This is a genomic window from Mycobacterium neglectum (assembly GCF_002591975.1).
GTDB lineage: Bacteria > Actinomycetota > Actinomycetes > Mycobacteriales > Mycobacteriaceae > Mycobacterium > Mycobacterium neglectum.
Genome location: NZ_NVQE01000010.1, coordinates 126,421 through 148,597, shown reverse-complemented (window position 1 = coordinate 148,597; position 22,177 = coordinate 126,421). Strand labels below are relative to the sequence as shown.

The window sequence follows — 22,177 nt, the reverse complement described above, 5'->3', positions numbered from 1 at the left end:
TGTCCTCGGGCGATTCAGTGGTTCGGGACGGTAAGTGACGCATAGCGCTGCTGGAGTGCGGCCCAGTTCTTGCCGGCCTCGCGCCCTCCAGCCAAGTAGGACTCCGGCACTTCGGTGTACGGCGGCCGGGTGGGCCCGGTGCGCATAAAACCGGCTGCTTGGAATTGGGCGTTGTCGATTTGGATGCTGTATTTGAGGAATTCGGCGAAGTTGCCGCCCGGGTAGAGCGTCGCGAGAGCGGCCTCGAGTTCGTCGGTGAGCGTTTGGCAGTCGTCCCAGCGGCGGGCTCGGATTAAGTCGCGCAAGTGGGTTACCGGCGCAGGGCCGCAGGCCACATTGCCCGACCAACAGGCGGTGACCTCCTCTGGGAATAGCCGGGCAAAGTAGTACCAGTCGGTCTCAAGCGGCAGTAGCCGCACACGACCGCCGACGGCGCGGAGGTCGGAGAGGAAGGCGGAGCCACTGAGCAGTCCGAGGTGCTTGGCAGCGACAACCTGTGGTATCTGGCTAAGCGCCTCGTATGCGGGGGTCCCGATCTTTCCCTTGAAGGCGCCTGGGTTGTCGTAGACAACCAGTGCCAGGTTCGGCACTGCCTCGGCCACATCGCGATAGAAGCGCACAATTCCGGCGTCGTCGAGGGGCAGCCACATCGGACGACCGACGAACAAACCGTCGGCACCGAGCTCGCCGAGCCGACGACCTCGAGTGATCGTATCGCGGGTGTTGAGCGTCGTCGCTCCAGCGAAAACCGGGATTCGACCCGCGACGGCATCGACGACGGTGGCGACGAAGCTTTGCAACTCGTCCCATGTCAGCGAGGCACACTCGCCGAAGGTGCCTGTGGTCATAAGCACGTCGACCCCGCCGCGGACCATCGAGTCGGCAAGCGTCGCCGCCTCGTCGAGGTCCACGGAGAATGTTGTGTCGGGCTGGTCGGCCGTCGGGATGGAGGGCGTAGGAATGATGCCAACGACCCCGGTAATGTCATCAACGGTCAACTTCGTGTCAGGCACAGGCATTGCCTTTCTGGTGAAACGTCAGCGGGCTCGGAGGTTGGCGGGTACTGGGGGAAACGGGTGCGCCCCCAATGACAGCTCGGGCTCTTCGTAGTAGAGATCGAGTGCCTTGAGTGTGGGGATGTCGTTGACCGAGAACAGCACGGCATCTTCTGTCGACCGGTTGACGAAGTGATGGGTGCTCCAGTTAGGCACCGCGAAACTGTCGTGGGGCCCCCAGTCAAGCTCCACGTCGTCGACGACGGTCGTCCCTTCGCCACGCACGACGAAATACACGGCACTCGACGTGTGGCGATGGGCGTCGGTCCGCTGGCCGGGCCGCAGCAATTGCACCCAGCAATCGAGCGTTGGCATGGTCGATCCGCCTGTGACGGGGTTGGCATAACGCAGGACGACGCCGTCGTAGGGACTGCCCGCAAGGCCCGCCATCCGCTGGAGCTGCCGCTCGACGTCGCGCCAGGGATAGCGGAATGGAAAGTTCGCCGTCTTGACCTGCTCCCATGCAGGGCGGAGTAGGCCCCCCCGGTCGGCGAGATGCTCTCCCGGCTCGTCGCGTTGAGGTTGGCGCTTCTCGCCGTAGGACTCATAGAAGGGAACATTGAGCCCGAGCACCAATCCGATATCGAGCACGTCGAGCCAAACGACGTTCTCCGAGGTGGCATTCTCGTGGTCGTGCCACGTCCAGCGAGGGGTTAAGACAAGGTCGTAGTCCTCCATTTGGCACGGCTCGCCGTCCACCACAGTAATCAGGCCGGGGCCGCCTTGAATAGCGAACCGCAGCGCCGCCATGGTATGGCGGTGCGCATAGGCAATCTCGCCGGGCTTGAGCATCTGCATGCCCATGTTCATGGTGTGCGTGGTTCCCCGGGCATCCGGATTGATGAACGAGAGATTGCGTCGCGCCGTCAAACTTTCAGGCATCACGTCGCACGACTTCAGAAGCTTCGCGTAAACATCGTGCCATCGCCACAGAAACGGAACACCGGCGGGCTTGGGGCCGCCGACGACGCTTTCCAGCATTTCGTCGTATATCCATTGCCCACGTAAGTTGGCAGCCTCGAGCTCGACGTCAAATTCGCGGAGCTCTGAACTCTCGGCGGTGGACATTGGCTACCTTCTCTGGTTGGCAGAATGACACTCTGTCAATTAGAGACTATCGGCACCCGCCGGTTGCGTCAATACCGCACGGGCCGCACTGAGCTGACCTCTTGGGTCAGTACCCCTAACGGGGCGAAAGCTCGAGATATGCAGCACGCTAGACGAATTCGCCGACTCCGCCGCCATCCAGATCATCCGGTGCCGCAATTCGTGGTGTCGCGGGTGCTCCCGGATGGACTTGCGAGCGTGTTCGTTGAGCTGCTCGCGCGCCGATCTGCGGAAAGACTATCTTCTTCAGCCAGCACGTCGGCAGCCCCAGCCCCCCGTGCCGACTCGCGCCAGCTCCGCTAGTCATCTCGGATCGGCGCACAACGCAATGAGGACACTGTTGCCGCTGGGGAGCAACTCGGGATCGGGTGAGGCGAGATAACGGCAAGGTGTTTATCTTGAGGGCCGTGTTTCCCGCTGGTGAGACGTTGTCGAACTAAGATTGCGGCGCCGCAGCGAGCATCTTCGGCGGACGTACAGTGTCACGTCTGATGCAGCGGGCAACCACGCGTGGCCGCACTATGGTGATCGCGTCGCGGCAGTGTCGGGTGGGTTCGTCAACAGTTCGAGCCTCTCCCGCACAGTTTCGAGATCGCTGCCGGCCTTCAGTGCACGCCTGCACTCGATCAGTGCTCGAGGCCAGTTCACGATCGCGGCGCCGCTCAAACGTTGCTCGCGATCGGGGTAGAGCGCTGTGAATCGATTGTCGGACAATCGATCTCCGACGACGAGTGGCTCACTTAGGTGAGTTGTTTGGCCGCAAAACTGGATCTTCCAGTCGTACTGGTCGCTCCATACGTACTCGACGGGCTCGTAGCAGCGCAGATGGTCGGGGTGCGAGATATTGTGCGCGACGCAAGACGCCTGGTCGACCGCGTTTGTCCAGTGTTCGATGCGCATCATCACGCCGCGGGCGCGATGAAACCAACGCGACACGTCGCCGACTGCGTAGACGTTCTCTGACGTGACGGCGCGGCAGAACTGGTCGCAGACCAGGCCGTCATCGACGACCAGTCCCGACGGCATCAGCCAGCCGTCGTTCGGAACGGCGCCGATGCCCACCACCACCGTGTCGGCTTCCACGACGGTCCCGTCCGTGAGGCCGACCTCCAAGTTGCCGCGCTCCCCCTCAATATTCTCGACACCGACGCCGAATCGCGTGTGCACTCCGTGGTCTCGGTGCAAATCGACGAACCACCCACCGATCTCTTCGGTAAGCACCCGGCTCATCGGCACCGGCACCGGGTCGACAACCGTCACTTGCAGCCCCAGTGACCGCGCGGTTGACGCGACCTCGGCCCCAATAAATCCTGCCCCGATCACCACGAGGCGGGCACCGGCAACGAGGTCGGCTCTTAGCCGCAGACAGTCCTCTAGGGTGCGTAGCACATGAACGCCCGGTCCCTGGCCCCACGGGGATGGTCGCGCGCTCGCTCCGGTGGCCACCACCAGGTGGTCGTAGTGCAGGGGCTCATCATCGGCGAACTCAACCTCACACGCTGCGACATCCACTCCGATCGCGCGGCGGCCGAGGCGAAGCTCGATGGCGTCGGCGGCGGCAGCGTCTCTGGTGAGTAACGTCGCAGCCGCGATGTCACTCGTACCCGCAAGCAACGCTTTGGATAGCGGCGGTTTGTCGTAGGGCAGTGCAGTTTCCTCGCCCACGAGGACGATGTCGCCGTCGTAGCCTTCCGATCGCAGCGCCTGGGCCGTGCGGACCCCGCCGACAGAACTGCCGACGATGACGACCCGTGACGTCATTCGTCTACGACTTCCAACGCTGCCACCGGACAGCTGCGCGCAGCCTCCTCGACCCGGGTCCTGTCCGCGGAAGGGACCTCCGTCTTCCGGACCAACACGAGTCCCCGGTCGTCGATGTCGAAGTAGTCCTCGGCGGCTACGACACAGTTCGCGTATCCCTGACATACCGCGTGGTTAGCCTTTATGACTCCGTCCATGTGCTTTCCTTCCCTATGTTCGTCGGGTTCAATTGCGCTGGGGTGCAGGTCCGAGGCTGAAACCGCCGTCGGGGCGGATCGTTTCGCCGGTAAGCCCGCGGGAGCGGTGCGAAGCGAGAAAGACGTAACTCCACGCGTGGTCGTGACCCGATAGGGCCACGTTCAGCGGTGTGCGAGCAGCCAATTCGCGGGCCCGGTCGGGTGCAGCATCAAGACGGCGGGAGCCAAGGTCGAGACTGTCGAGTCCGCGCAGGTCGGTGTTCAACGTTCCCCCTGGGGCAACACCGTTCACACGGATCCTCGGCGCGAGTTCGTGAGCCAGTGCGGTGACGAGGCCACGCACCGCGAACTTCGACGCGACATACAGCAGGCCGCCGCGTCCTGGATAAAATGATGAAGCGGACTCGGTGAGGATGATCGAGGCGCCGTCCTGCCCCCTCAATGCCGGCACTGCTGCCTTGACTGAGTGGATATGACTCAGGACGTTGATACGAAACATCTCGTCGAACGCCTGGTCGATTCGCTCGGCGGGGATGTCCTGAATACGACGGTAGAAATCGAAGATCCCGACGCAGTTCACCAATGTGTCGAGTCCGCCGAATGCGTCGGCAGCGACCTGCACAGCTTCGTCGTTGGCGGTGTGGGTGGTCCCATCACCCTCGATTACCGGGATGTCGGGCAGCTGATGGCGCAGCGCCGCGCACTTATCGCTGTCGTACTCGAGCACGGCGACCTGGGCATCCTCGTTCAGGAACGCGTCGACGGTGGCCCGACCGATACCCGAACCTCCTCCGACGATCAACGCGCGTTTGCCCGCCAGCCAGCCAGTCATACCTCGTCGCCCAAGATCAAGGGAGCCCCTGCGTTCCCCACCATGGCGGCCAAGGTGGCCGGGTTCTGCCAGGTCAAGGCCTCGATCTCCAAGGCATCCAGCGACACCCACTGCGCCGATTTTGGCGCCTGAATCAACAGCCGAGCTCCGTTGCGAGTGGTCACTCGGCGCACGACGACCTCCGCGAACTCGTTGGCGATGTTGAGTGCATCGCCGGTCGACCCGGCCAGCAGCGTCGACAGTTCCTCGCACGCCGATTGTGGTGGTGACTGCGCGCCCTCGCCGGGTCGATTCGAGCTCATAGGAATACCGCCAGATTCTGCATTCGAAGCACTGATTCATCGACGGCGATTGTCCGCCGGGCGAGTTTGAGGGCGTTGCCATCGCGACGTAGGAGATCCTCACGACCGCATGAAAGGAGCGTGGACTCATTGACGTCACCGCGGCTGCGGAACAACAGCTCAGCGCTGTCGACCGCGAGGTAGTCGGCGTCGTCGGTGAGGAATGTGCGCACGTTGGTGATGAAGTGACGCAGACGCGACGGCGGATCCTCAGTCCAGGCATGCTCGGTGGCGAATCGGGCAACGCGGCGACTGAGTGAGTATTTGTTCTCGTCGAAATGCGCCATTCCTGCTGAGGTATCGAATCCGGCGCCGGCGGCGGTGGTGATCCGCACCGGCATGTAATAGTGAATGTCCTCGGTAAGAACACCCAGCCACCTGTCGTAGTCTTGGGCATCGAGAAGGTACGCCTCGTTGACGAGGAAGCGATGCGCCTCCAGATGGCGAGAATCGTCGAACGGCAAGGCTTCCCCCACACGTTGGGCGCGGGCGGCGTGCGCACCGAGTACCGATGGGGCCATGGGTCGACCAGTGCGTTGATCGTCGACGGTCACAGCGTCACCGACGTCGTAGCCGACTCCGAGTCGATACCGGCGACGGCCCGGCCATTGGTCTGCACCATCGGCTCAATACCTTGCGGGTTGTCCGTGAGCACAGTAGCCGGGTCGACTCGCAGCGGCGGCATGTCGAGGTAGTCAGCCCAGAGCCTCAATAATTCCCGTTGATTGTTCTCGTTGTAGCCGAGCTGAGCGTATCCAGGCCCGTGAAACTGAGCGCTGCTTAGGGTGTCGACCACCCGGGCATCGTCTGCGAGCAGCCCCATCCGGCTGTTCAGCCGCAGTCGGCGGGCCATCGAACCCCCCGCGGTGTTGGTCAGCGACACCCAGTTCTCGACATCGTCTTGTTCGAACATTCCCGTCGAGCCGAAACACATCAAATAAGCCTTGTATGAGGCCGCCTTAAACGCTTCCGGGGCATCAGAATCCACCGCAAACCAGGACAGCACCTCAGTCTCGTTCTCGCTAATGGGCTGCCATACCCGAATCGAAATGAACGGCAAGACGTGCTCGCCGTCCTCCACTTTCGGCCAGTTGTGCACGAAACTGATGTTCGGAAAGCACGTCGCCGCCGAGATCATGAACCCGTCGGCGCCCACGACCTGTCGCTGCTGCTCGGTCCAGGTCGCCTTGGCACGACTGATCATCTCCGCCGGGTAGCCGACATAGCTCATCCGGTCTTCGAAACTCCCCTCCGGCAGCTTGTATGTGGTGCCCCCACCTCTGCCCGCCCAATAGGTTGCGCCGTCTTTGCGCTTGTGGGCCTTCGGCTCTCGGAACAGGCCGATCTCGACCACCGACGTGTGCGTCTGCGGGGTGTGGTACATGTCCCCGGCGAAATTCTCAGCTGCGATTTTCCAGTTCGCTTTTACCCGCCAACGCTGAGGACCCTGCACCTCGAGACCGTTGGGGCCCTGCTTGGTGTAGAAATCGAGATAGAACCTGAAATCACCCAGGTAGTCTTCAAGCGATTCTGCGTCAGGATCCATCGACAGGAAGATCAACCCGTTGTAGCTGGCCACACTCGGCGCTGGCAACAGGGTCTGACCCGTCTTGTTGAACCCCGCGTCTCCTCCATAGGCCTCTTGGTGAAAAGGCAGTCCGATAATGCGGCCGTCGTTGCGGTAAGACCACCCGTGGTACGGGCATCTGAAATTCGACGCGTTCCCCATCTCCGCCCGACAAATCTGCATACCGCGATGGAGGCACATATTGAACATCACCCGGACCTCGCCTGCAGAATCACGAGCGACGATGAACGAGTCCTGTAACACTTGCCTGACCACGTAGTCGCCCGGCTGCGGAATTTCGGACTCGTGCGCGACGAACAACCACGCCCGACTGAACAGCCGCTCCTTTTCGAGCGAGAAAATCTGCTTGTCGTTGTACACGTGCGCCGGAATCATGCCAGTGCGTACTGCCGCCAACACCTCACCGTGATCCTGCATCTTCAACTCCATGACTCAGCGACGGGACCCAATCCTCGACTGAGGCGCCTTCACTGTTATGTAGAACATGACTCTGTCTAGCAGAGAGTATGCCGTCAATTTGCCGGTGTAGTCAACCGGCCTCGCTGAGCTGTCGAACTGTCGCGCAGCCCGCTTCGTTGCCTTCGACCAAACGTCCACAACGGCATCACCGCGCGAGGCAGTTTGTCTTCCTTGCCCACGGGATTTGCGAGGAATGGGCACAGGGCCCGTAACGAAAACGACCGCGCCCGGGTGCTGCTGCGCACGGGCGAGCATGCGTGGGATGCCAGCAGCTGTCAGCGGTACTGGGCCGGAGCAGATTTCGCCGGAGACCCTGCGCCGCCTACGGATTGGACTTGTCATCGACGACGACGCCGCGGGAAGCAAGTCTGCGGACCGCCCGGGCGGACGGCGGTGCCAGGTGTTGTGCGGTGAAGGCGTCATTTCGCCGCCGATGCCTGAGCGTCGCGATTCTTCGAGCTGCATTCGGCTTTCACCGCGGTAAGGTCTCTGTCATGCAGAAACCTCCTGTCGCGGGCATGGAGCATGACAGCACCGGAAAGCTCCCGCAATATCCGATCGAGTCTGTCGACAATGCTCTTCGCCTAATCCTCCTCCTGGGAGACCGCTCTGAGATCCGGCTCACTGACGCCAGCGAGTACCTGCACGTCGCTTCGTCGACCGCGCATCGCCTGTTATCGATGCTTCAGTACCGCGGGTTTGTCCGCCAAGATCCGATTAGCCGGGCATACCAGCCCGGACCGTCCTTGACAAGCGTGGCGTTCGCTGTCCACTCCAGGATGGACATACCGCGCACCGCCGCGCCGATTCTGCGCCACCTCGCGGACACGTTGCAAGAAACCGTGCACGTAGGAACGTTGGATGGCAGACTCGTTCGCTTCATCGCGGCACTCGAAAGCCCTTCTGCTGTTCGAGTGATATCGCGTTTGGGTACTACACGTCCTGCCCATTGCACGTCGACAGGTAAAGTCCTACTCGCCGGACTATCCGATGACGAGCTTGACCAGTTGTATCCCGACCCACATTTGGAGCCACTCACCGAGCATTCCGTGCGTACCCACACCGAACTGCGCGCTCAATTGGCAGAGGTCAGAAAGAGTGGGTTTGCGACCAGCAACCAGGAAAGTGAGGAAGGCGTCGCGTCTGTTGCCGTGGCAGTACCCGTAGGAGGTTCCCAGATGAGGCTGGCACTCAATGCGTCAGCGCCCAGTTATCGATTCCGGCCCTCAGATATCCGCAAAGCTCGCACTGCCCTAACAGACGCCGCCGCCGAGCTAGCCCGCAATCTCGGCTGATGACGTCCAAAAAGGTGGAAGCCGACAGTGAAATGCCCAGCGGCGCCCCAGATTTGCCTGGCTTCATTGCCACCCTCGACGCGTTCCTAAGCATGGAGAAGCAACGGAATGCCGAACCGATGTTCGCGGCGGTCCTCACCGACGACTTTCAGATCGGTTTTCGTGGTGGTTACCAGTGGAAAGGCCGCGATGGTCTGCAGACGTACCTTGACCAACGGGCCGGGATCTTCGACGAACGCCTGGAACTGCGTCACGTACTTTCCTACATCCCGGCGAAGGAGGGTGTGGTCGAGCTGACGACCCATCTTGAGTTCTACTTTCGACGCTGGAAAGCACCCTCGTTGGTCAGCGAAGAATTCACCGGGTCGGCCTTTCGCACGTGGCTGATTCGCATAGCTGACAACGAGATGCGCGTGAAGCAGGTGATTATCGATGGATTTGCCAATCTCAACGAAAACGCACGGGCGGTGTTTGCCATCCCAGATGAAGGGTTCGACGAATAAGCGCTACAGCGACGAAGGCGGTAGACGTCCACCGACGCCGAGGCGCACGATCAAACCTCGCTTCTCCATAGCACGATGTCGATCTCGTCGAAATGAGACATCGCAATCAGGCCCTGTAGGCCCTCACGGGTTATTGGAAACCGACCTCTCCCCCTTGGACGCCGGCTAGCGGGATCTATGCCCACCATCCCGGCGACGTCCAGTACCGCGGTAATGCGCATGATGTTCTCCAGTAGGTCGGTGCCAGGTTCCCCGAACCGATGATGGCGACTTTCGTCATTGCCATCATGCCTCTGAGAACGTGGCGGAAACCGATCCCAAAGGCTCGATCTCCGCTTCGACATGAACTCCGGGCCTGACCGCGGCCATGGGTCCAAGCGCTCCCGAAAGAACGATCTGGCCAGCGCGAAGTGGCTGCCCGTACGCAGCAGCTGTCCTGGCCAACCACATCAATGCAAGGATCGGGTCACCCAGACAGGCCGCTCCAGAGCCGGCTGAAACCGGAACGCCATCGGCCGACATTCGCATGACGACGTCCCGGGGCTCGAATTCGTCGATTTCGAGCCGGTTCTTCCCCAGAACGAACAGCCCGCTGGAGGCGTTGTCCGCCACGGTGTCAGCGATACTCAAGTCCCAATTCGCTATGCGGCTGTCCACGATCTCCAGTGCCGCAACGGCGTAGCGAATCGATCCTCGAATTTGATCTTCGCTTGACACATCTCTGTCGATATCTTCCGCGAGTACGAAGGCGACTTCGGCTTCGACCTTGGGCTGCAACAACTTTCGATAAGGAACGGGCGTCTCGCCGGATGCGTCCATGTCCGCAAATAGGACACCGAAATCCGGTTGGTCGACGCCGAGTTGTTGCTGTACTGAAGGAGCAGTCAGGCCGATCTTTCGACCGATTACCACTCCTCCCGCCGCCACCCGGCGAGCGTTGAGCTCCTGCTGAACCGCATACGCCGAATCAATGTCCTCCGCGCCGATCAGCGTGCGCACCGGAAGTGCTGGTTGCCCTGTCACGAAAGCGGTTTGGATACGGTCGACGGCAGCTCGGATGATGCTGATGTCGCGAACTGTGGTTGTCATATGTGACCTTCCTTTTTGGGCGGCAACGTCATCGACGTTATGGACAGGGTTAATGGGGTTCGCGCAAGTGTTGCCAGGCAAAGCCTTCTTACTGCCGAGCGCTTTTCGCATGCCGGTCGACGTCGGCCACCCCGGCAATGGACTTGAGTCGAAGATGGGAGGAGATATCGAGCGAGCCGCCGACTCCGCTGTCTTTGTATCCCTCGGCTGGGTCGGAGACACCGTGGCTCCGCGCGTTAATCGAGATGCGCCCGGTATGCATTTTGCGCGCCACCGCCGTCGCACGCTCGACGTCACGACTGAACACCGCACCGCCAAGCCCATAGGACGAATCATTGGCCATTCGTGTCGCGTCCTCATCTCCGTCATGAGGAACCACGACCAGCACGGGCCCAAATATCTCTTCGCGGAACACGCGCATCGTACGGTCGACGTCGACGATCACCGTGGGCTCGACGTAGAAGCCGGTCGCAATGGACGGACGGCCACCTCCGAGGGTCACCCGAGCTCCTTCGGCACGAGCCGAGTCGATGTAGTCCTCGACACGTGCACGCTGCGCCGCGCTGACAATCGGACCGAAGACTGTCCCTGGATCCAGCGGGTCACCCACCTGAGCACTGGCCAAGCATGATGTGACGACCTCGAGTACATCGCTGAAGCGTGCGCGAGGCGCGATGACACGCGTGCACGAGTAGCAGACCTGCCCCGTATTCGGCAGGCAGGTGGTGACCAAGTTGTCGGAGAAGAGCTCGAGGTCCGCATCGTCGAGCAACACGGCCGCCGACTTCCCACCCAGCTCCGCTACGACCGGCTTTAACAAATGCCCTGCACGCGAGGCGATTACGCGACCGGCATCCGTGGAACCCGTGAAGGACACCATGTCTATGTTCGGATCGTCAACCACCGCGGATCCTGTCGTGCGGCCACCGGTGACGACGTTGATCACACCGGAAGGGAATCCGACTGCCGCAGCGAGCTCCCCGATGAGCAATGAGTCCAAAGGTGTTTCCTGCGCAGGTTTCACGACGACCGTGCACCCTGCGGCGAGAGCCGGAGCCAGCTTGTGGGCTAATAGTGACTGGGGCGCATTCCACGGGATGATGATCCCGACGACGCCCACCGGTTCACGTCTGACGATGTTCTTCCCGTCGGCACTGGCAACTTCGGGCTCGAACGATTCGGCTTCCTCGGCATAGTGACGGTAGAGAGCTATGGGACGAGTGCCATTGGTACGACGTGACCTCGAGATGACGGCTCCATTCTGGGCCGTCACGAGGTGCGCGATCTCCTCGCGTCGTTCATCGAAACGGTCGGCCAGCGCGGCGATCAGGGCTGCACGATCTTTGGATGGCGCTTCGGCCCACCCCCGCAGCGCGGCGTGCGCCGCCATCGCCGCTGACGCTACATCGGCGGGGCTCCCGTCTGGAACGCTCCCGACCCAGTCCTCGGTGGCCGGATCGGTGAGGTCGATGAAGGCATCGGAATTGGACTCTTGCCAGACACCATCGACATAGATATGGCTGTGGCGACTGCCGATCACGCCGATTCTCCGGAAAGTACTGGATTCTTGACCACAGCGGGCGTGAAAGTCGCAGGGACACTGTGGAATCCACGCAACACGTTGTTGAGCTTGCGGATGGGCTCGCCAATCGTGATCGTCTCGACGCGCTCGATCATCGATTCTAATACCGCTTGGAGCTCGATCCGGGCCAACACCTGACCCGCGCAGGCATGAAGACCGGTTCCAAATGTCAGATGACCCGCGGCGTTTCGGTGAATGTCGAATTTGTCTGGCTCGGGATACTGGCGCTCATCGCGATTGCCGCTTCCATAGATGACAGCAACCCGCTCACCCGCGGCGATCTCAATTCCGCTTACCTCGGCGTCCACCGCTGCGACACGGGAGAAGAGCTGCGCAGGTGCTTCGATCCTCAACACCTCATTCACGACGGCGTTGACCCGGTGGGGTAACCCGCGGAGTTCGTGCCACTGCTCAGGATGCGTCCCGAGCAGCCACACCATCGCCCCCAGCGCATTGACGGTCGTGTCCATCCCCGCCGTAAGGTACGCCGAAAGTAGGTGCAGGCAGTACTCCTCGGGGATGATCCCAGCGTCGGCCGCTTCGTATACCGCGGCACCCATGCTGCCCGGCGCCAGTTGGTCCCTCGTTGCGACGGTGCGGATGTACTCGAACTGCTCGGCGATGTCGGCCAGGCCTGCTGAGGTGCGATCACCTGGCGGCCCAAAGGCGTTGAACGCACCGCTGGCCCAGCGCAGCAACTCCGAGCGAGCATCAACGGGGAGGCCGATCAGCTCTCCGACGACCTCTACGGGAAAGACCTGACTGAAGTCGGTCACGGCATCGAAGGAGCCTCTTCTGGTCATCTCGTCGACAAGCGATTGAGCTCTGGTCCGAATGATCTGCTCCACACTGCGAATTGAACGAGGCCCCAAACGATCCTGGAGAACACCGCGCAGCATCTCGTGGCGTGGCGGGTCGGACGCGATGACGCTGTGTCTACGGACCTCGTTGAATTGATTATTGAAGCCGACACCTTCGCCGGATATGAATCGCGTGTGGTCAATGAGGACTGCCCGCACTTCGGCGTACCGCGCCACCGCGAGCACGCCATTAGCGGTCAGACGGACGACCGGCCCTAGCTCACGCATGCGCGCGTACGTGGGAAACGGATCCCGCAACACCGCGTCGGAGAAGATATCGACGTCGAACTCTGGGATCGTGCTCACCGACTCTCGGCTCCTTCTGTTTGTTGGTCGCTCCCCGCCCGCCGTGCGAGACCTATCTGTGTCGCCCGTCCCCTCATCCGAAGCGGACGTCGGCTACGGCGGATCCGTTGACGGCGAGATTTTTACTGGCCGAATGCCGGTCCAGCCGGGGATACACCCGGCGCGCGTTACCCTCCACCACTGCGTGGTGTTCTCTCTCACTCAAATCGAGTTCGTTGATGTAGACCAGCGTGTCGTCCCATGCGACTCCGGTGTCCGGGTCAACTCCGCGAACCGCGCCGAGCATTTCGGACGCGAAGAGCAGGTTCGCCGGACCGATCACCCGGTGTAGCAGATCGATTCCAGCCTGGTGATAGACGCAAGTGTCGAAGTACACATTTTCCAGGAGTTCGCTTGGGTCTGGTCTGCCCAGCCGAGCCGCCAAGCCGCGGTAACGGCCCCAGTGGTACGGGACGGCGCCACCTCCGTGCGGGATCACAACGGTCAGCTTCGGATATCGCTGGAACAAGTCAGACTGCAAGAACTGCATGAAAACGCTCGTGTCAGCGTTGAGGTAGTGCGCGCCGAGCGTGTGGAAGTTTGGATTACACGAGGTCGAAACATGCACCATCGCAGGCACTTCCAACTCGATCATGGCCTCGTACAGCGGGTACCAGTATTCGTCCGTCATCGGGGGCGTCGTCCAGTACCCGGCCGTCGGGTCCGGGTTGACGTTGCACCCGACGAAACCGAGTTCATCCACGCAACGTCGTAGCTCGTCGACCACCGCACGCAGGTCTCCACAAGGCGTCTGCGGCAACTGAGCCACTGGCGCGAAAGCGTCGGGATAAAGTTGCGCCACACGGTGGACCAGGTCGTTGGACGCACGGGCCCAAGCGGTGGCGGTGGCCTGGTCCGCTATATGGTGCTCCATCCCGGAAGCTTTCGGGGAGAACAGCATCAGATCACCACCTCGCTCGCGAAGCACGCGCAGCTGGTTGTTCTCGATGCTCTCTCGGAGCTCGTCGTCGCCAATCCTCGGCGCTGTCGGTGCAAGAACGCTCGGGTCCTGCAACGCCGCGAGTTGTTGGTCACGAAACGCCTGATGCGCCGGCGGTGCCGTGGTGTAGTGACCGTGGATGTCAATGATCACCGCACGGCGTCCTCGTAGTCGACATAGCGCAACCCCGCGTGGGCAAGGTCGCCGCGCATGTTGTTGACGTCGAGGCTGAGTTCACCACGCATGTAACGCTTCCGGTTCGCGGCTTCCCTGGTCTCGCGCAGCTTGGAGGCCGCTGCGACGGCAGCGGCCTCCGTGCGGGGGACGACGACGACACCGTCGTCGTCGCCGACCACGACGTCACCCGGTTCGACCCAAGCGCCGGCGCAGGTGATCCCAATATTGACCGAACCAAGGCGTTTCTTAACCGTGCCCTGTGCTGAGACACATTTTGACCAGACCGGGAACTTCATGGCGGCGAGTTCCGTAACGTCCCGGCATCCGGCGTCGATCACCAGACCACCGACACCCCGGGCCGTGAGTGCCGTGGCCAGCAACTCACCGAAATACCCATACTCCGAGGGCTCTTCGGGAGCGACCACTAAGACATCGCCTGCCTGACACTGCTCCACCGCCACATGGAGCATCCAGTTGTCATCTGACGGAACACTGACAGTCACCGCCGATCCGCAGACCCGTGCACCGGTGTAGATCGGCCTCATGTACGCAGCGAGCAGCCCGGTGCGGCCCTGTGCTTCATGAATGGTCGCAACTCCGAACCGGGCGAGTTCTTCCCGCACCGCGGGATGGGCGCGAGGCGGATTGCGGATGACGACAGACACCGTCAAGATTCCTTTCCCAGCCAAGGCATCAGCGAAATGTGGATCACGTCGGCGTCCTCTGTGTCACCAGCCAGCGCCCGGATAGCCCTGTCGACCTGATCGAGTGGGAATTTATGCGTCGACAGCCGCTCCAGCGGAAACCTCCGCGACGCAAGCTGTTTGAGGGCAAGCTCACACGCGCGGTAACTATGGCCGCGTGCGCTTCTGATCGTGATGGCCTTCTCCACGAGCTTTTTCACCGGGAAATCAGGGAACGCGGCAAGTTCCCCCTGGATGAGCAATGTGCCCTCACGGCGTTTCAAGGCGTCGATACCGAGCAACACCGGTCCCACACCAGCCCGCGAGGTGCAGTCGAGCACGAAGTCGACGCCGCGCCCGTTGGTCAGATCCACGATCCGGTCGTAGGGAGCTTCGGCGTCGATGTCGATGACCTCGTCTGCACCGAGCTCCAACGCGAGGTCCAGGCGAGCTTTGTCCCGCGAAGCGCCCGTAACGATGATTTGGGACGCGCCGGCTTGCTTGCAAGCCACGACTTGCGACAGTCCCTGCTGGCCCGGTCCTTGAATCAGGACAGTGTCGGCGTAACCGACACCTGCGGCGATCAGTGCCCACTCGATGCCGTTCGACAAGGGAGTAACGAGACCGGCCAGTTCAGCATCGACACTGTCGGGCACCTTGTGTACCACGGCATTCCACGGCAAGTACATGTATTCGGAGAAGCCACCCCACAGCGTTCCGGCGTTGTTGGCTGAGGTGTAACCGTATCTGCGCGCATCGGCGTTCGTTCGCCAGTCGGTTGCCTCGCAGTGGCGGTACTCGCCGATCCGGCACCATTCGCACTGATAGCAACCAACGTAATGCTCGACGAAGATTCGGTCGCCTTCGCCCACACCGTGCAACCGCGTGAACTTCTTTCCCGCCGCGGCGATGATGCCGACGTTCTCGTGGCCCATGATCACCGGCTCGTCGAATGGCGGTTTGGAATACATCTTGACATCTGTGCCGCATATCCCGGCGACCTCCACCTTCAGCAGCGCGGAATCATCGGACAGTTCCGGCAGGGGCAAGTCCCGCAACTCGGTGGTGTTCGGCGCCGTACGTACAGCAGCCAGAACGCGCTCGACCAACTCATCCTCGCAATCGCCTTATGGCACGATGGTCATGCCAATTTACCATCTGCAGCATCGGCCGCCATTGCCGGTAACTGCCCGTTTTCCAAGGCGTTGCCATCGCCACCTGCCCTTCGACCTCGGGAATGATCGTTTCGGCAACACACTCCGCGACACGATCCGGATACTGTGCTCTCAGCATCAGCGCGATGTGCTCACAGCCGGCGTCTAAAACTGCCGCGCTCGCCGCAGGGCGATCCGCAAATCGCCTGTTGTGCCGCGGTCATGATTCCGAATGATGGCATGACTTGCCACGGCCCGCAGCGACCGTGACACAATGGCCATGCCAATTTACCAATGCGCTGTTCAAGCCGCCAGTGCCCGGAGACTGATGCCCGAAAACCGCCGCGTGCTGACCACGCTGACGCGCTCTCAAGGAGCCAACCAAGCCGTCAAGGACGGCTCGGTAGCTCCTGCAGGATTTCAGCTGAAGTTCGAGGAAATGCCCTTGTTGGTCAACGGGTTCCGCCGAATGGTTCGGCACCTGGAGTTCGACGTCAGCGAGATGGCGCTCACCACCTACCTGACCGCACGTGAACACGGTGTCGCCTTCACCGCCTTACCAGTTTTTCTCGTGCGGGGATTTCACCACGGGGCAATCCTGTACAACCGGCACTCGACGATCCGACACCCGAAAGACCTCGAGGGCCGGCGGGTCGGCGTCAACCGCGGGTATACCGTCACCACCGGTGTGTGGGCGCGCGGCATTCTCGCCTCGGAGCACGGCGTCGACCTCGACCGAGTGATTTGGCTGCTTTCCGGCGACGAACACGTGGAGTCGTACGTCCCTCCGCCCAACGTGGTCTCCGCCGGCGGCGGCGCAGACCTGGCCGATATGTTGATCGCAGGCGAAATCGATGCGGTCATCGGCGTCGACATCGACCATCCTGATGTCGCGCCGTTGATCGCCGACCCCCACGGTGCCGCAATCAGCGCCTTGCGTGATCGTTCGTTCTACCCCATCAACCACCTCATCGTCCTCAAGGACGAAGTGCTGCAGCACTACCCAGACGCTGCGGCTGCAGTGTACGCAGCATTCAGTAAAGCCAAGGAGCGATATGTCGCTCGGCTCTCCGACGGACAGGTGACCAGCCCAACCGATCGGATGTACGCCGAGGTGATGAAGACGACGGGCGCAGACCCGCTGCCCTATGGTGTCGAGCCCAACCGGCCAATGCTCGAGCAATTGTTGGAGTTTGCACTGGCGCAACACATTTTGAGCCGACCGATCAAGATCGATGACGTATTCGTCTAGCTTCCGCGGGTGCGGGACGGATGAGTTCGCGAAGCGAAACCGAGACATCGCGGGCATCCTGGGCCCGGATTGTGGATCCTTGGGTGAGCGCCTTTTGTACAGCCATGTAGTCACCTGGCGCGTTGACGGAGTCAACCGCCATCAAAGCGTCGTCGTGGTAATAAAGCACGGAGAATGACTCACGTTCGGGAGCGCCGCGAACCAAGTAGTAGTCGTGTCCCCTCGACAGGCCGGCGATCCGAAGTTTGAGATCGAACTGTTCGGACCAGAACCGCGGCACCGGCAGGTCTGACTCCACCCTTCCCGCCAATGTCGCGGCAGCCGCTTTGGCCTGAATTATGGCGTTTTGAACCGACTCCAAGCGCACTTTGCCGCTGCCGGTACGCCAATCGGGTTGAACAGTGCAATCGCCCGCCGCTACGACGTTCGGATTGCTGGTACGTGCGAAGCGGTCGACAACAATGCCGCCGTCACAAACGAGATCCAGTTGGTCCGCGAGTTCGGTCCGTGGCACGACTCCGATACCGACAATTACAAGATCTGCGGGAAGGCTGCTGCCGTCTGACAATTCCACCGATTGCACGCGGGCATCCCGCCCGGTCAGCGACACTACCCCCGCGTTCAGAAGTATGGTGACACCGCGGCGCGCGTGCGCATCGAGGTAGAAGTCGGAGACCACGGGTGCCACGGCTCGCCCCATCAATCGATCGGCGGCCTCAACAACGGTCACCGTTTTACCTTGGGCACGCGCAACCGCCGCGGCTTCGAGTCCGATGAACCCGCCGCCGACCACGACGACGGATTCTGCTTCGCCCTGGAGTTGGCGCAGCTTCGCGGCGTCATTCGCCGTCCGGAGATAGATCACCCCGTCGAGATCGGCGCCCGGCACGGCCAGTCGTCGTGGACTGGCGCCAACGGTCAACGCCAACTTGTCGAACCACAGCGTTTCTCCTGACGCCGTGAGCGCGACTCCTGACGGCCCCTCGCCCTCGAGTTCAAGCCAATTGACAAGCTCACCCGTGAGTACCGAAATGTCTTGGTCGGCCAGATACTTCGGGGCACGGAGTAGCAGCTGTTCGAAGCCGATGTCGCCTTGCAAGTAGGACTTCGACAATGGGGGCCGTTGGTAGGGCGCGTACGGCTCGTCGCCCACTAGTGTTATTGGTCCGCCTTCTCCTGCATCACGAAGCGAAAGGGCTAGTTGCATTCCTGCTTGACTGGCACCGACGATCAACGTCCCTGCGCTCACCCTTACTGCTCCTCTGGAATGTGAACGGTCAGGCGGTCGAGCGACTCGATCATCGTGATCTGACAAGACAATCGGCTGGACTCACGCCGTTCGGCGGCAGCACTGAGTTCGAGTAGGTCCTCTTCCATTCCCTGAGGCCCACCAACGTGAACTGCAAACTCTCCATCGACATAGATGTGGCAGGTGGCACAGCTGCAGTTTCCGCCACACTCGCCTACGATGCCGGGAACGCCGTTGCGTACGGCGGCGGACATGACCGACTCGCCGAGATGCGCATCCACCACGCGCTGCGAACCATCCGGACCGATGAAGACAACCTTCGGCATTTGATACTCCAGTCACGAAATTAAGGCCTGACCATAATACCTTAAGGTTGGCCCTACGGGATATTGGACGGGGAAGGATGCGCATCCACGCGAACGGCTGTGAATCGCACGCATTCGTGGCGAGCTGCCACGGGGATTTCCGCCGCTGCTCGCGGCGGATCGACTGATGACGCGGGTTCTCCTCTAGCCGACGTGCGAGCACGGGTTCTGCCCTATTGGAATTCCGCGATAGCAGTGGATTGGCGAACCAGCCAGTCACATTAGTTGTGGCACATGGAAATCCACTGCGAATGATTCGTATGATCGTGGAACAGATGATGCCCGCGCAGGTACGTGCCCTGGACATACCGACCGGAGCGGCGCTGCGTTACGACAAAGGCGATAAGCTAGTGCCACTGTTACGAGGAGGCGTCTACCTCTAAGCGCCCACGCCACGCCGGCGCTCAAGTGGCGGACGACCGCCATACCGCCGGGGCGATCGCCTTATCATTGGGCCATGCCTGCATCCGAGAGTCCCTCGACGACCCCGGCTGATTCGATGTTCAGCCCGGTCAGTCCGGGCCGGGCCTCGGCGATGATTGTCGATCAGATACGTGTGTTGATTCGGGAAGGTCAGCTGCGGCCGGGCGACCGCCTGCCTGCCGAACGTGAACTCGGTGACAAGTTCGGGGTGAGCCGGGTTACGGTGCGCGAAGCACTACGCGGCCTCGAGGCGAACGGCATGGTGCGCATCAAGGTCGGCGCCCACGGCGGCGCGTTTGTGACGGCGCCAACGAGCCAGCGTATCGGTGAAGGCATCGAGGATCTGCTCAGCTTGTCGGGCCTGACCGACAAAGATGTGACCGAAGCGCGGCAGGTTTTCGAGATCGGAATCATCCCGCTCGTGTGCGAGCGTGCGACTGAACAGGACATCGACGAACTGACAGAGATCTGCGACCGGGGCGACGCGGCTTTGAAAGAAGGTTTCTATCCGATGGAACTGTCAGCGGAGTTCCATGCACGCGTCGCCCAGGCCAGCCATAACAAGGCAATCGCGATGCTGGCTGAATCTTTTCACGGACCCACTCTGCTCTCGATGCGCCGCGTCCAGCAGTCACACCCGGAGATGGGTATCCGAGGCATTCGGGAGCACCGCCAGTTTGTGGCGGCGATCAAGAAGCGCGATGTCGACAAAGCGACGTCCGTGATGCGTACCCATATCGGCCGAACGGCAAAGCACGTCTCAAAGGGCAACTGACCCCAGAAAACGGATCACCCGCGCCGGCGCAGTTTCGGCGGTCTGCGCCGCGACCGGAACGTCCCAATACTCGTTGATGGGAAGGCACTCCTGTAGGTAACGCGCCGCCGAGGGCGCATGCGATGCATCTTCACCCGGCACGATGAGCGCGGGCACGTCCGACACCAGTAGGTCATCGGCTTCAGGGCCAGGCACGGTGTCACGGTCGAACAACAGAGCCGCCATCGCCGCGACAGTGATCTGGTAATGAAGGCTGCCGAGATCGCGGTATTGCGCGGCGAAATCAGGGTCGGAGCGCAACACGCTGACCCACGGACCCAGTCTGGCGTCTGAGGAGAAGTTGCCGTCGGTCGTTGCCGCCAGGTCGGCAACACCGGCCAGCCCGTGCTCCGCGGCGTAGGCAAGGTGGGCGCGGAACCGTTCGAGCTGCTTTCGCCGGTACCGTACGCCGCCGGCCGGCGAATACAGCACCATCCCCCCAACGCGCTCGCGATGAGCGCTCGCCATGCACGCCGCGATCGAACACCCAATGCAGGCACCCATGATATGCACTCGGCCCAGCCGGAGATGGTCCAACAGGCCGACACCCTGTCTCACGTAATCAGCCCATGAGACACGCTCGACGCGCCCGCCAGACTCGCCGGCCTCACGCTTGTCGAACGTGATGCATTGGAACCGCTCCTGCAACTGTGACAGCATCCGCGTTCGACGATAGAGGCCGTGCTTCTCCCACGCGTCCATGGAGGCGGCGAAGCCGCCGGGCGAGAACATCAGCAGCGGCGGGCCCGAACCTGCTACCGCGTAACGCGTTTCAATGCCATCGATCCTCGCCGAAGCCACGCTCAACGTCGAAGACCTCCCTTGATCTGGCGAGCAGCCCGCACGTCATCTGCATACGCCGTGATGGCGTCCAGCGCGATCTGGGCGACGTTGGCATAGGTATCCGGTGGGCTGTCGAGACCATCGGCGCTGTAACCGATTGCGGCCGTGGCCATCCGGATCCGGCCGTCCAGCCACGGGCCGCCACCGAATCCACCGAGCACCGGGATGGGCACCGCCTCGGCTACTGCCGCCCCAACGACGGGTCCCGAATTCGTAAAGTTCAGCAGCACTGCGCCCGCATCAGCGAGACGACGGGCCTCACAAACCATCTCATCGAGAAGTTCGTCTGAAACCGCATCCTCGGCGCTCGGTGTGGCGCTATACGTCACACCGTATTTGAGGGAAGTCTGCGGGGTGATACCGAACTGAGCGAACACGGGAATCCCCGCACGCGTCACCGCGGTCACGGCATCTAAATGATCGGATGCCCCGTCTAGTTTCACCATATCGATGCCGGCTTCCTTGGCGAGACGAATTGCCGCCCGCACAGCACTCTTTCGCCCGTCCTGCAGCGGACCGAACGGGAAATCACAGGACAGCAAGGCGCGCCGGACACCGCGGCGCACTGCCTGGCACACCACGACCATCTGATCCATGGTGATTTCAAGCGGATTCGGCTGACCCCACAGGTTGATTCCCACGGTGTCACCCACCGACACTAAGTCGACGCCGGCACGATCGACTATCCGTGCCATTTGGTAGTCCCACGACACCACACCTACGATCTTCTGCCCACGCAGTTTCATGTCCTGCAGGTCAGCGAGTTTCACCTTCGTGCCCACGACGGGTCCCTTCAGACTCGCAGCGCTGAGAGCAGATCGGACACGTCTTCTTCGTGACCGCTGACGACGAGTAAGCGCGCAAGAGGCCGCAGCACAGCAACGGTCTGACTCGCCGCCGCGCCTTCCCCGACGACGACGCCAGCGGTCATGATCGCGCGAACCGTGCTCGCCGCACCGATGATGCTTGCTGCAGCGGCATCCCCACCGGTGGTGGCAACCATGACGACCACATCGGCGTCGGCAAGCTCGTCCGCAAGAATGGAGACGGCGCCGTCGGTGTCGAGCAGCGAAACCCAACCCTGCTCCCCCGCATTCCTTCTCGGTTCGGCTACCGACAGGAAGCGTGCACATTCCCACGGCTGAGATGAAAGCCGCTCGATGATCGCTCGTGCACCACCGTCGAGCGCAATGACGCGCACGCCCCTCCGCCCGGCGATCGGGCGGTTGATCCGGTATCGCATCTCAGCAGCAGATGTCGCAC

General features: G+C 61.8%; 23 protein-coding genes. 4 read left to right on the top strand and 19 right to left on the bottom strand.

The features are described 5' to 3' along the window. Positions 1-14 precede the first annotated feature (14 nt). From CSQ99_RS10915 to CSQ99_RS10880, 8 genes are all read right to left on the bottom strand, one after another. Complete coding sequence (locus CSQ99_RS10915) at positions 15-1,019, bottom strand: dihydrodipicolinate synthase family protein (protein WP_245908855.1); 1,005 nt, start codon at positions 1,017-1,019, stop codon at positions 15-17. A gap of 18 nt (positions 1,020-1,037) precedes the next feature. Next, a complete protein-coding gene (locus CSQ99_RS10910; RefSeq protein WP_099039057.1) occupies positions 1,038-2,123 on the bottom strand; it encodes a cupin domain-containing protein in 1,086 nt (361 codons plus the stop codon). 558 nt (positions 2,124-2,681) lie between these two features. Further along, on the bottom strand, positions 2,682-3,923 hold the full coding sequence (locus CSQ99_RS10905; protein ID WP_099039056.1) for an NAD(P)/FAD-dependent oxidoreductase: 1,242 nt from the start codon (positions 3,921-3,923) through the stop codon (positions 2,682-2,684). Beyond that, positions 3,920-4,120 carry a ferredoxin gene (locus tag CSQ99_RS10900; protein ID WP_014211439.1) on the bottom strand — a complete coding sequence of 67 codons (201 nt, stop codon included), beginning with the start codon at positions 4,118-4,120 and terminating at the stop codon, positions 3,920-3,922. The genes CSQ99_RS10905 and CSQ99_RS10900 overlap by 4 nt, the downstream gene beginning before the upstream one ends. Before the next feature lie 28 nt (positions 4,121-4,148). Next, the gene (hcaB, locus tag CSQ99_RS10895) at positions 4,149-4,952 is read right to left on the bottom strand and encodes a 3-(cis-5,6-dihydroxycyclohexa-1,3-dien-1-yl)propanoate dehydrogenase (RefSeq protein WP_099039055.1); all 804 of its coding nucleotides are present in this window, start codon (positions 4,950-4,952) and stop codon (positions 4,149-4,151) included. Beyond that, positions 4,949-5,254 (bottom strand): hypothetical protein, encoded by a 306-nt coding sequence (locus tag CSQ99_RS10890; protein WP_014211437.1) that lies wholly within the window; start codon positions 5,252-5,254, stop codon positions 4,949-4,951. Before CSQ99_RS10890 ends, hcaB begins: the two co-directional genes overlap by 4 nt. Further along, entirely contained in the window at positions 5,251-5,814 is a 564-nt protein-coding gene (locus tag CSQ99_RS10885) for a 3-phenylpropionate/cinnamic acid dioxygenase subunit beta (RefSeq protein ID WP_014211436.1), read from the bottom strand. The genes CSQ99_RS10890 and CSQ99_RS10885 overlap by 4 nt, the downstream gene beginning before the upstream one ends. Before the next feature lie 29 nt (positions 5,815-5,843). After that, positions 5,844-7,298, bottom strand: coding sequence for an aromatic ring-hydroxylating dioxygenase subunit alpha (locus tag CSQ99_RS10880; RefSeq protein WP_014211435.1), 1,455 nt, complete (start codon positions 7,296-7,298; stop codon positions 5,844-5,846). 536 nt (positions 7,299-7,834) lie between these two features. Here CSQ99_RS10880 and CSQ99_RS10875 point away from each other — a divergent pair. After that, positions 7,835-8,635: an IclR family transcriptional regulator gene (locus CSQ99_RS10875; protein ID WP_099039054.1), complete on the top strand. Its 801-nt coding sequence runs from the start codon at positions 7,835-7,837 to the stop codon at positions 8,633-8,635. After that, on the top strand, positions 8,635-9,138 hold the full coding sequence (locus CSQ99_RS10870; protein ID WP_099039053.1) for a hypothetical protein: 504 nt from the start codon (positions 8,635-8,637) through the stop codon (positions 9,136-9,138). Before CSQ99_RS10875 ends, CSQ99_RS10870 begins: the two co-directional genes overlap by 1 nt. 285 nt (positions 9,139-9,423) lie before the next feature. Here CSQ99_RS10870 and CSQ99_RS10865 read toward each other — a convergent pair whose 3' ends face one another. From CSQ99_RS10865 to CSQ99_RS10840, 6 genes are all read right to left on the bottom strand, one after another. After that, the gene (locus CSQ99_RS10865; RefSeq protein ID WP_067396793.1) at positions 9,424-10,227 is read right to left on the bottom strand and encodes a 2-keto-4-pentenoate hydratase; all 804 of its coding nucleotides are present in this window, start codon (positions 10,225-10,227) and stop codon (positions 9,424-9,426) included. Positions 10,228-10,315: 88 nt separating this feature from the next. Next, a complete protein-coding gene (locus tag CSQ99_RS10860; RefSeq protein WP_099039052.1) occupies positions 10,316-11,767 on the bottom strand; it encodes an aldehyde dehydrogenase family protein in 1,452 nt (483 codons plus the stop codon). Continuing rightward, positions 11,764-12,975 (bottom strand): cytochrome P450, encoded by a 1,212-nt coding sequence (locus tag CSQ99_RS10855; RefSeq protein ID WP_099039051.1) that lies wholly within the window; start codon positions 12,973-12,975, stop codon positions 11,764-11,766. Before CSQ99_RS10855 ends, CSQ99_RS10860 begins: the two co-directional genes overlap by 4 nt. Positions 12,976-13,048: 73 nt before the next feature. Then, entirely contained in the window at positions 13,049-14,107 is a 1,059-nt protein-coding gene (locus CSQ99_RS10850; RefSeq protein ID WP_099039050.1) for an amidohydrolase family protein, read from the bottom strand. Then, complete coding sequence (locus CSQ99_RS10845; RefSeq protein ID WP_099039049.1) at positions 14,104-14,796, bottom strand: 4-carboxy-4-hydroxy-2-oxoadipate aldolase/oxaloacetate decarboxylase; 693 nt, start codon at positions 14,794-14,796, stop codon at positions 14,104-14,106. The genes CSQ99_RS10850 and CSQ99_RS10845 overlap by 4 nt, the downstream gene beginning before the upstream one ends. Before the next feature lie 2 nt (positions 14,797-14,798). Further along, the gene (locus CSQ99_RS10840) at positions 14,799-15,923 is read right to left on the bottom strand and encodes a zinc-dependent alcohol dehydrogenase (RefSeq protein WP_099039048.1); all 1,125 of its coding nucleotides are present in this window, start codon (positions 15,921-15,923) and stop codon (positions 14,799-14,801) included. A 373-nt stretch (positions 15,924-16,296) separates the two neighbouring features. On the opposite strand from CSQ99_RS10840, the gene CSQ99_RS10835 reads away from it, so the two are divergent. Beyond that, entirely contained in the window at positions 16,297-17,220 is a 924-nt protein-coding gene (locus CSQ99_RS10835; protein WP_099039047.1) for a substrate-binding domain-containing protein, read from the top strand. On the opposite strand, the gene CSQ99_RS10830 is transcribed toward CSQ99_RS10835, so the two are convergent. Together CSQ99_RS10830 and CSQ99_RS10825 are read right to left on the bottom strand one after the other, a co-directional pair. After that, on the bottom strand, positions 17,195-18,427 hold the full coding sequence (locus CSQ99_RS10830) for an NAD(P)/FAD-dependent oxidoreductase (RefSeq protein WP_245908858.1): 1,233 nt from the start codon (positions 18,425-18,427) through the stop codon (positions 17,195-17,197). The two genes, CSQ99_RS10835 and CSQ99_RS10830, sit on opposite strands and share 26 nt — an antisense overlap. A gap of 44 nt (positions 18,428-18,471) precedes the next feature. Next, positions 18,472-18,795 (bottom strand): 2Fe-2S iron-sulfur cluster-binding protein, encoded by a 324-nt coding sequence (locus CSQ99_RS10825; protein ID WP_099039045.1) that lies wholly within the window; start codon positions 18,793-18,795, stop codon positions 18,472-18,474. Between the two features lie 496 nt (positions 18,796-19,291). Between CSQ99_RS10825 and CSQ99_RS10820 the strand changes: the two genes are divergently transcribed. Continuing rightward, on the top strand, positions 19,292-20,032 hold the full coding sequence (locus CSQ99_RS10820) for a FadR/GntR family transcriptional regulator (protein WP_099039044.1): 741 nt from the start codon (positions 19,292-19,294) through the stop codon (positions 20,030-20,032). On the opposite strand, the gene CSQ99_RS10815 is transcribed toward CSQ99_RS10820, so the two are convergent. From CSQ99_RS10815 to CSQ99_RS10805, 3 genes are read right to left on the bottom strand one after another with little or no spacing between them, the layout of a single operon-like run. Next, complete coding sequence (locus CSQ99_RS10815) at positions 20,018-20,872, bottom strand: alpha/beta fold hydrolase (RefSeq protein WP_245908857.1); 855 nt, start codon at positions 20,870-20,872, stop codon at positions 20,018-20,020. The two genes, CSQ99_RS10820 and CSQ99_RS10815, sit on opposite strands and share 15 nt — an antisense overlap. A 2-nt stretch (positions 20,873-20,874) precedes the next feature. Further along, positions 20,875-21,696 (bottom strand): 3-methyl-2-oxobutanoate hydroxymethyltransferase, encoded by an 822-nt coding sequence (locus CSQ99_RS10810; RefSeq protein WP_099039042.1) that lies wholly within the window; start codon positions 21,694-21,696, stop codon positions 20,875-20,877. 11 nt (positions 21,697-21,707) lie between these two features. Further along, a complete protein-coding gene (locus CSQ99_RS10805) occupies positions 21,708-22,115 on the bottom strand; it encodes a 3-methyl-2-oxobutanoate hydroxymethyltransferase (protein WP_245908854.1) in 408 nt (135 codons plus the stop codon). Positions 22,116-22,177 lie beyond the last annotated feature (62 nt).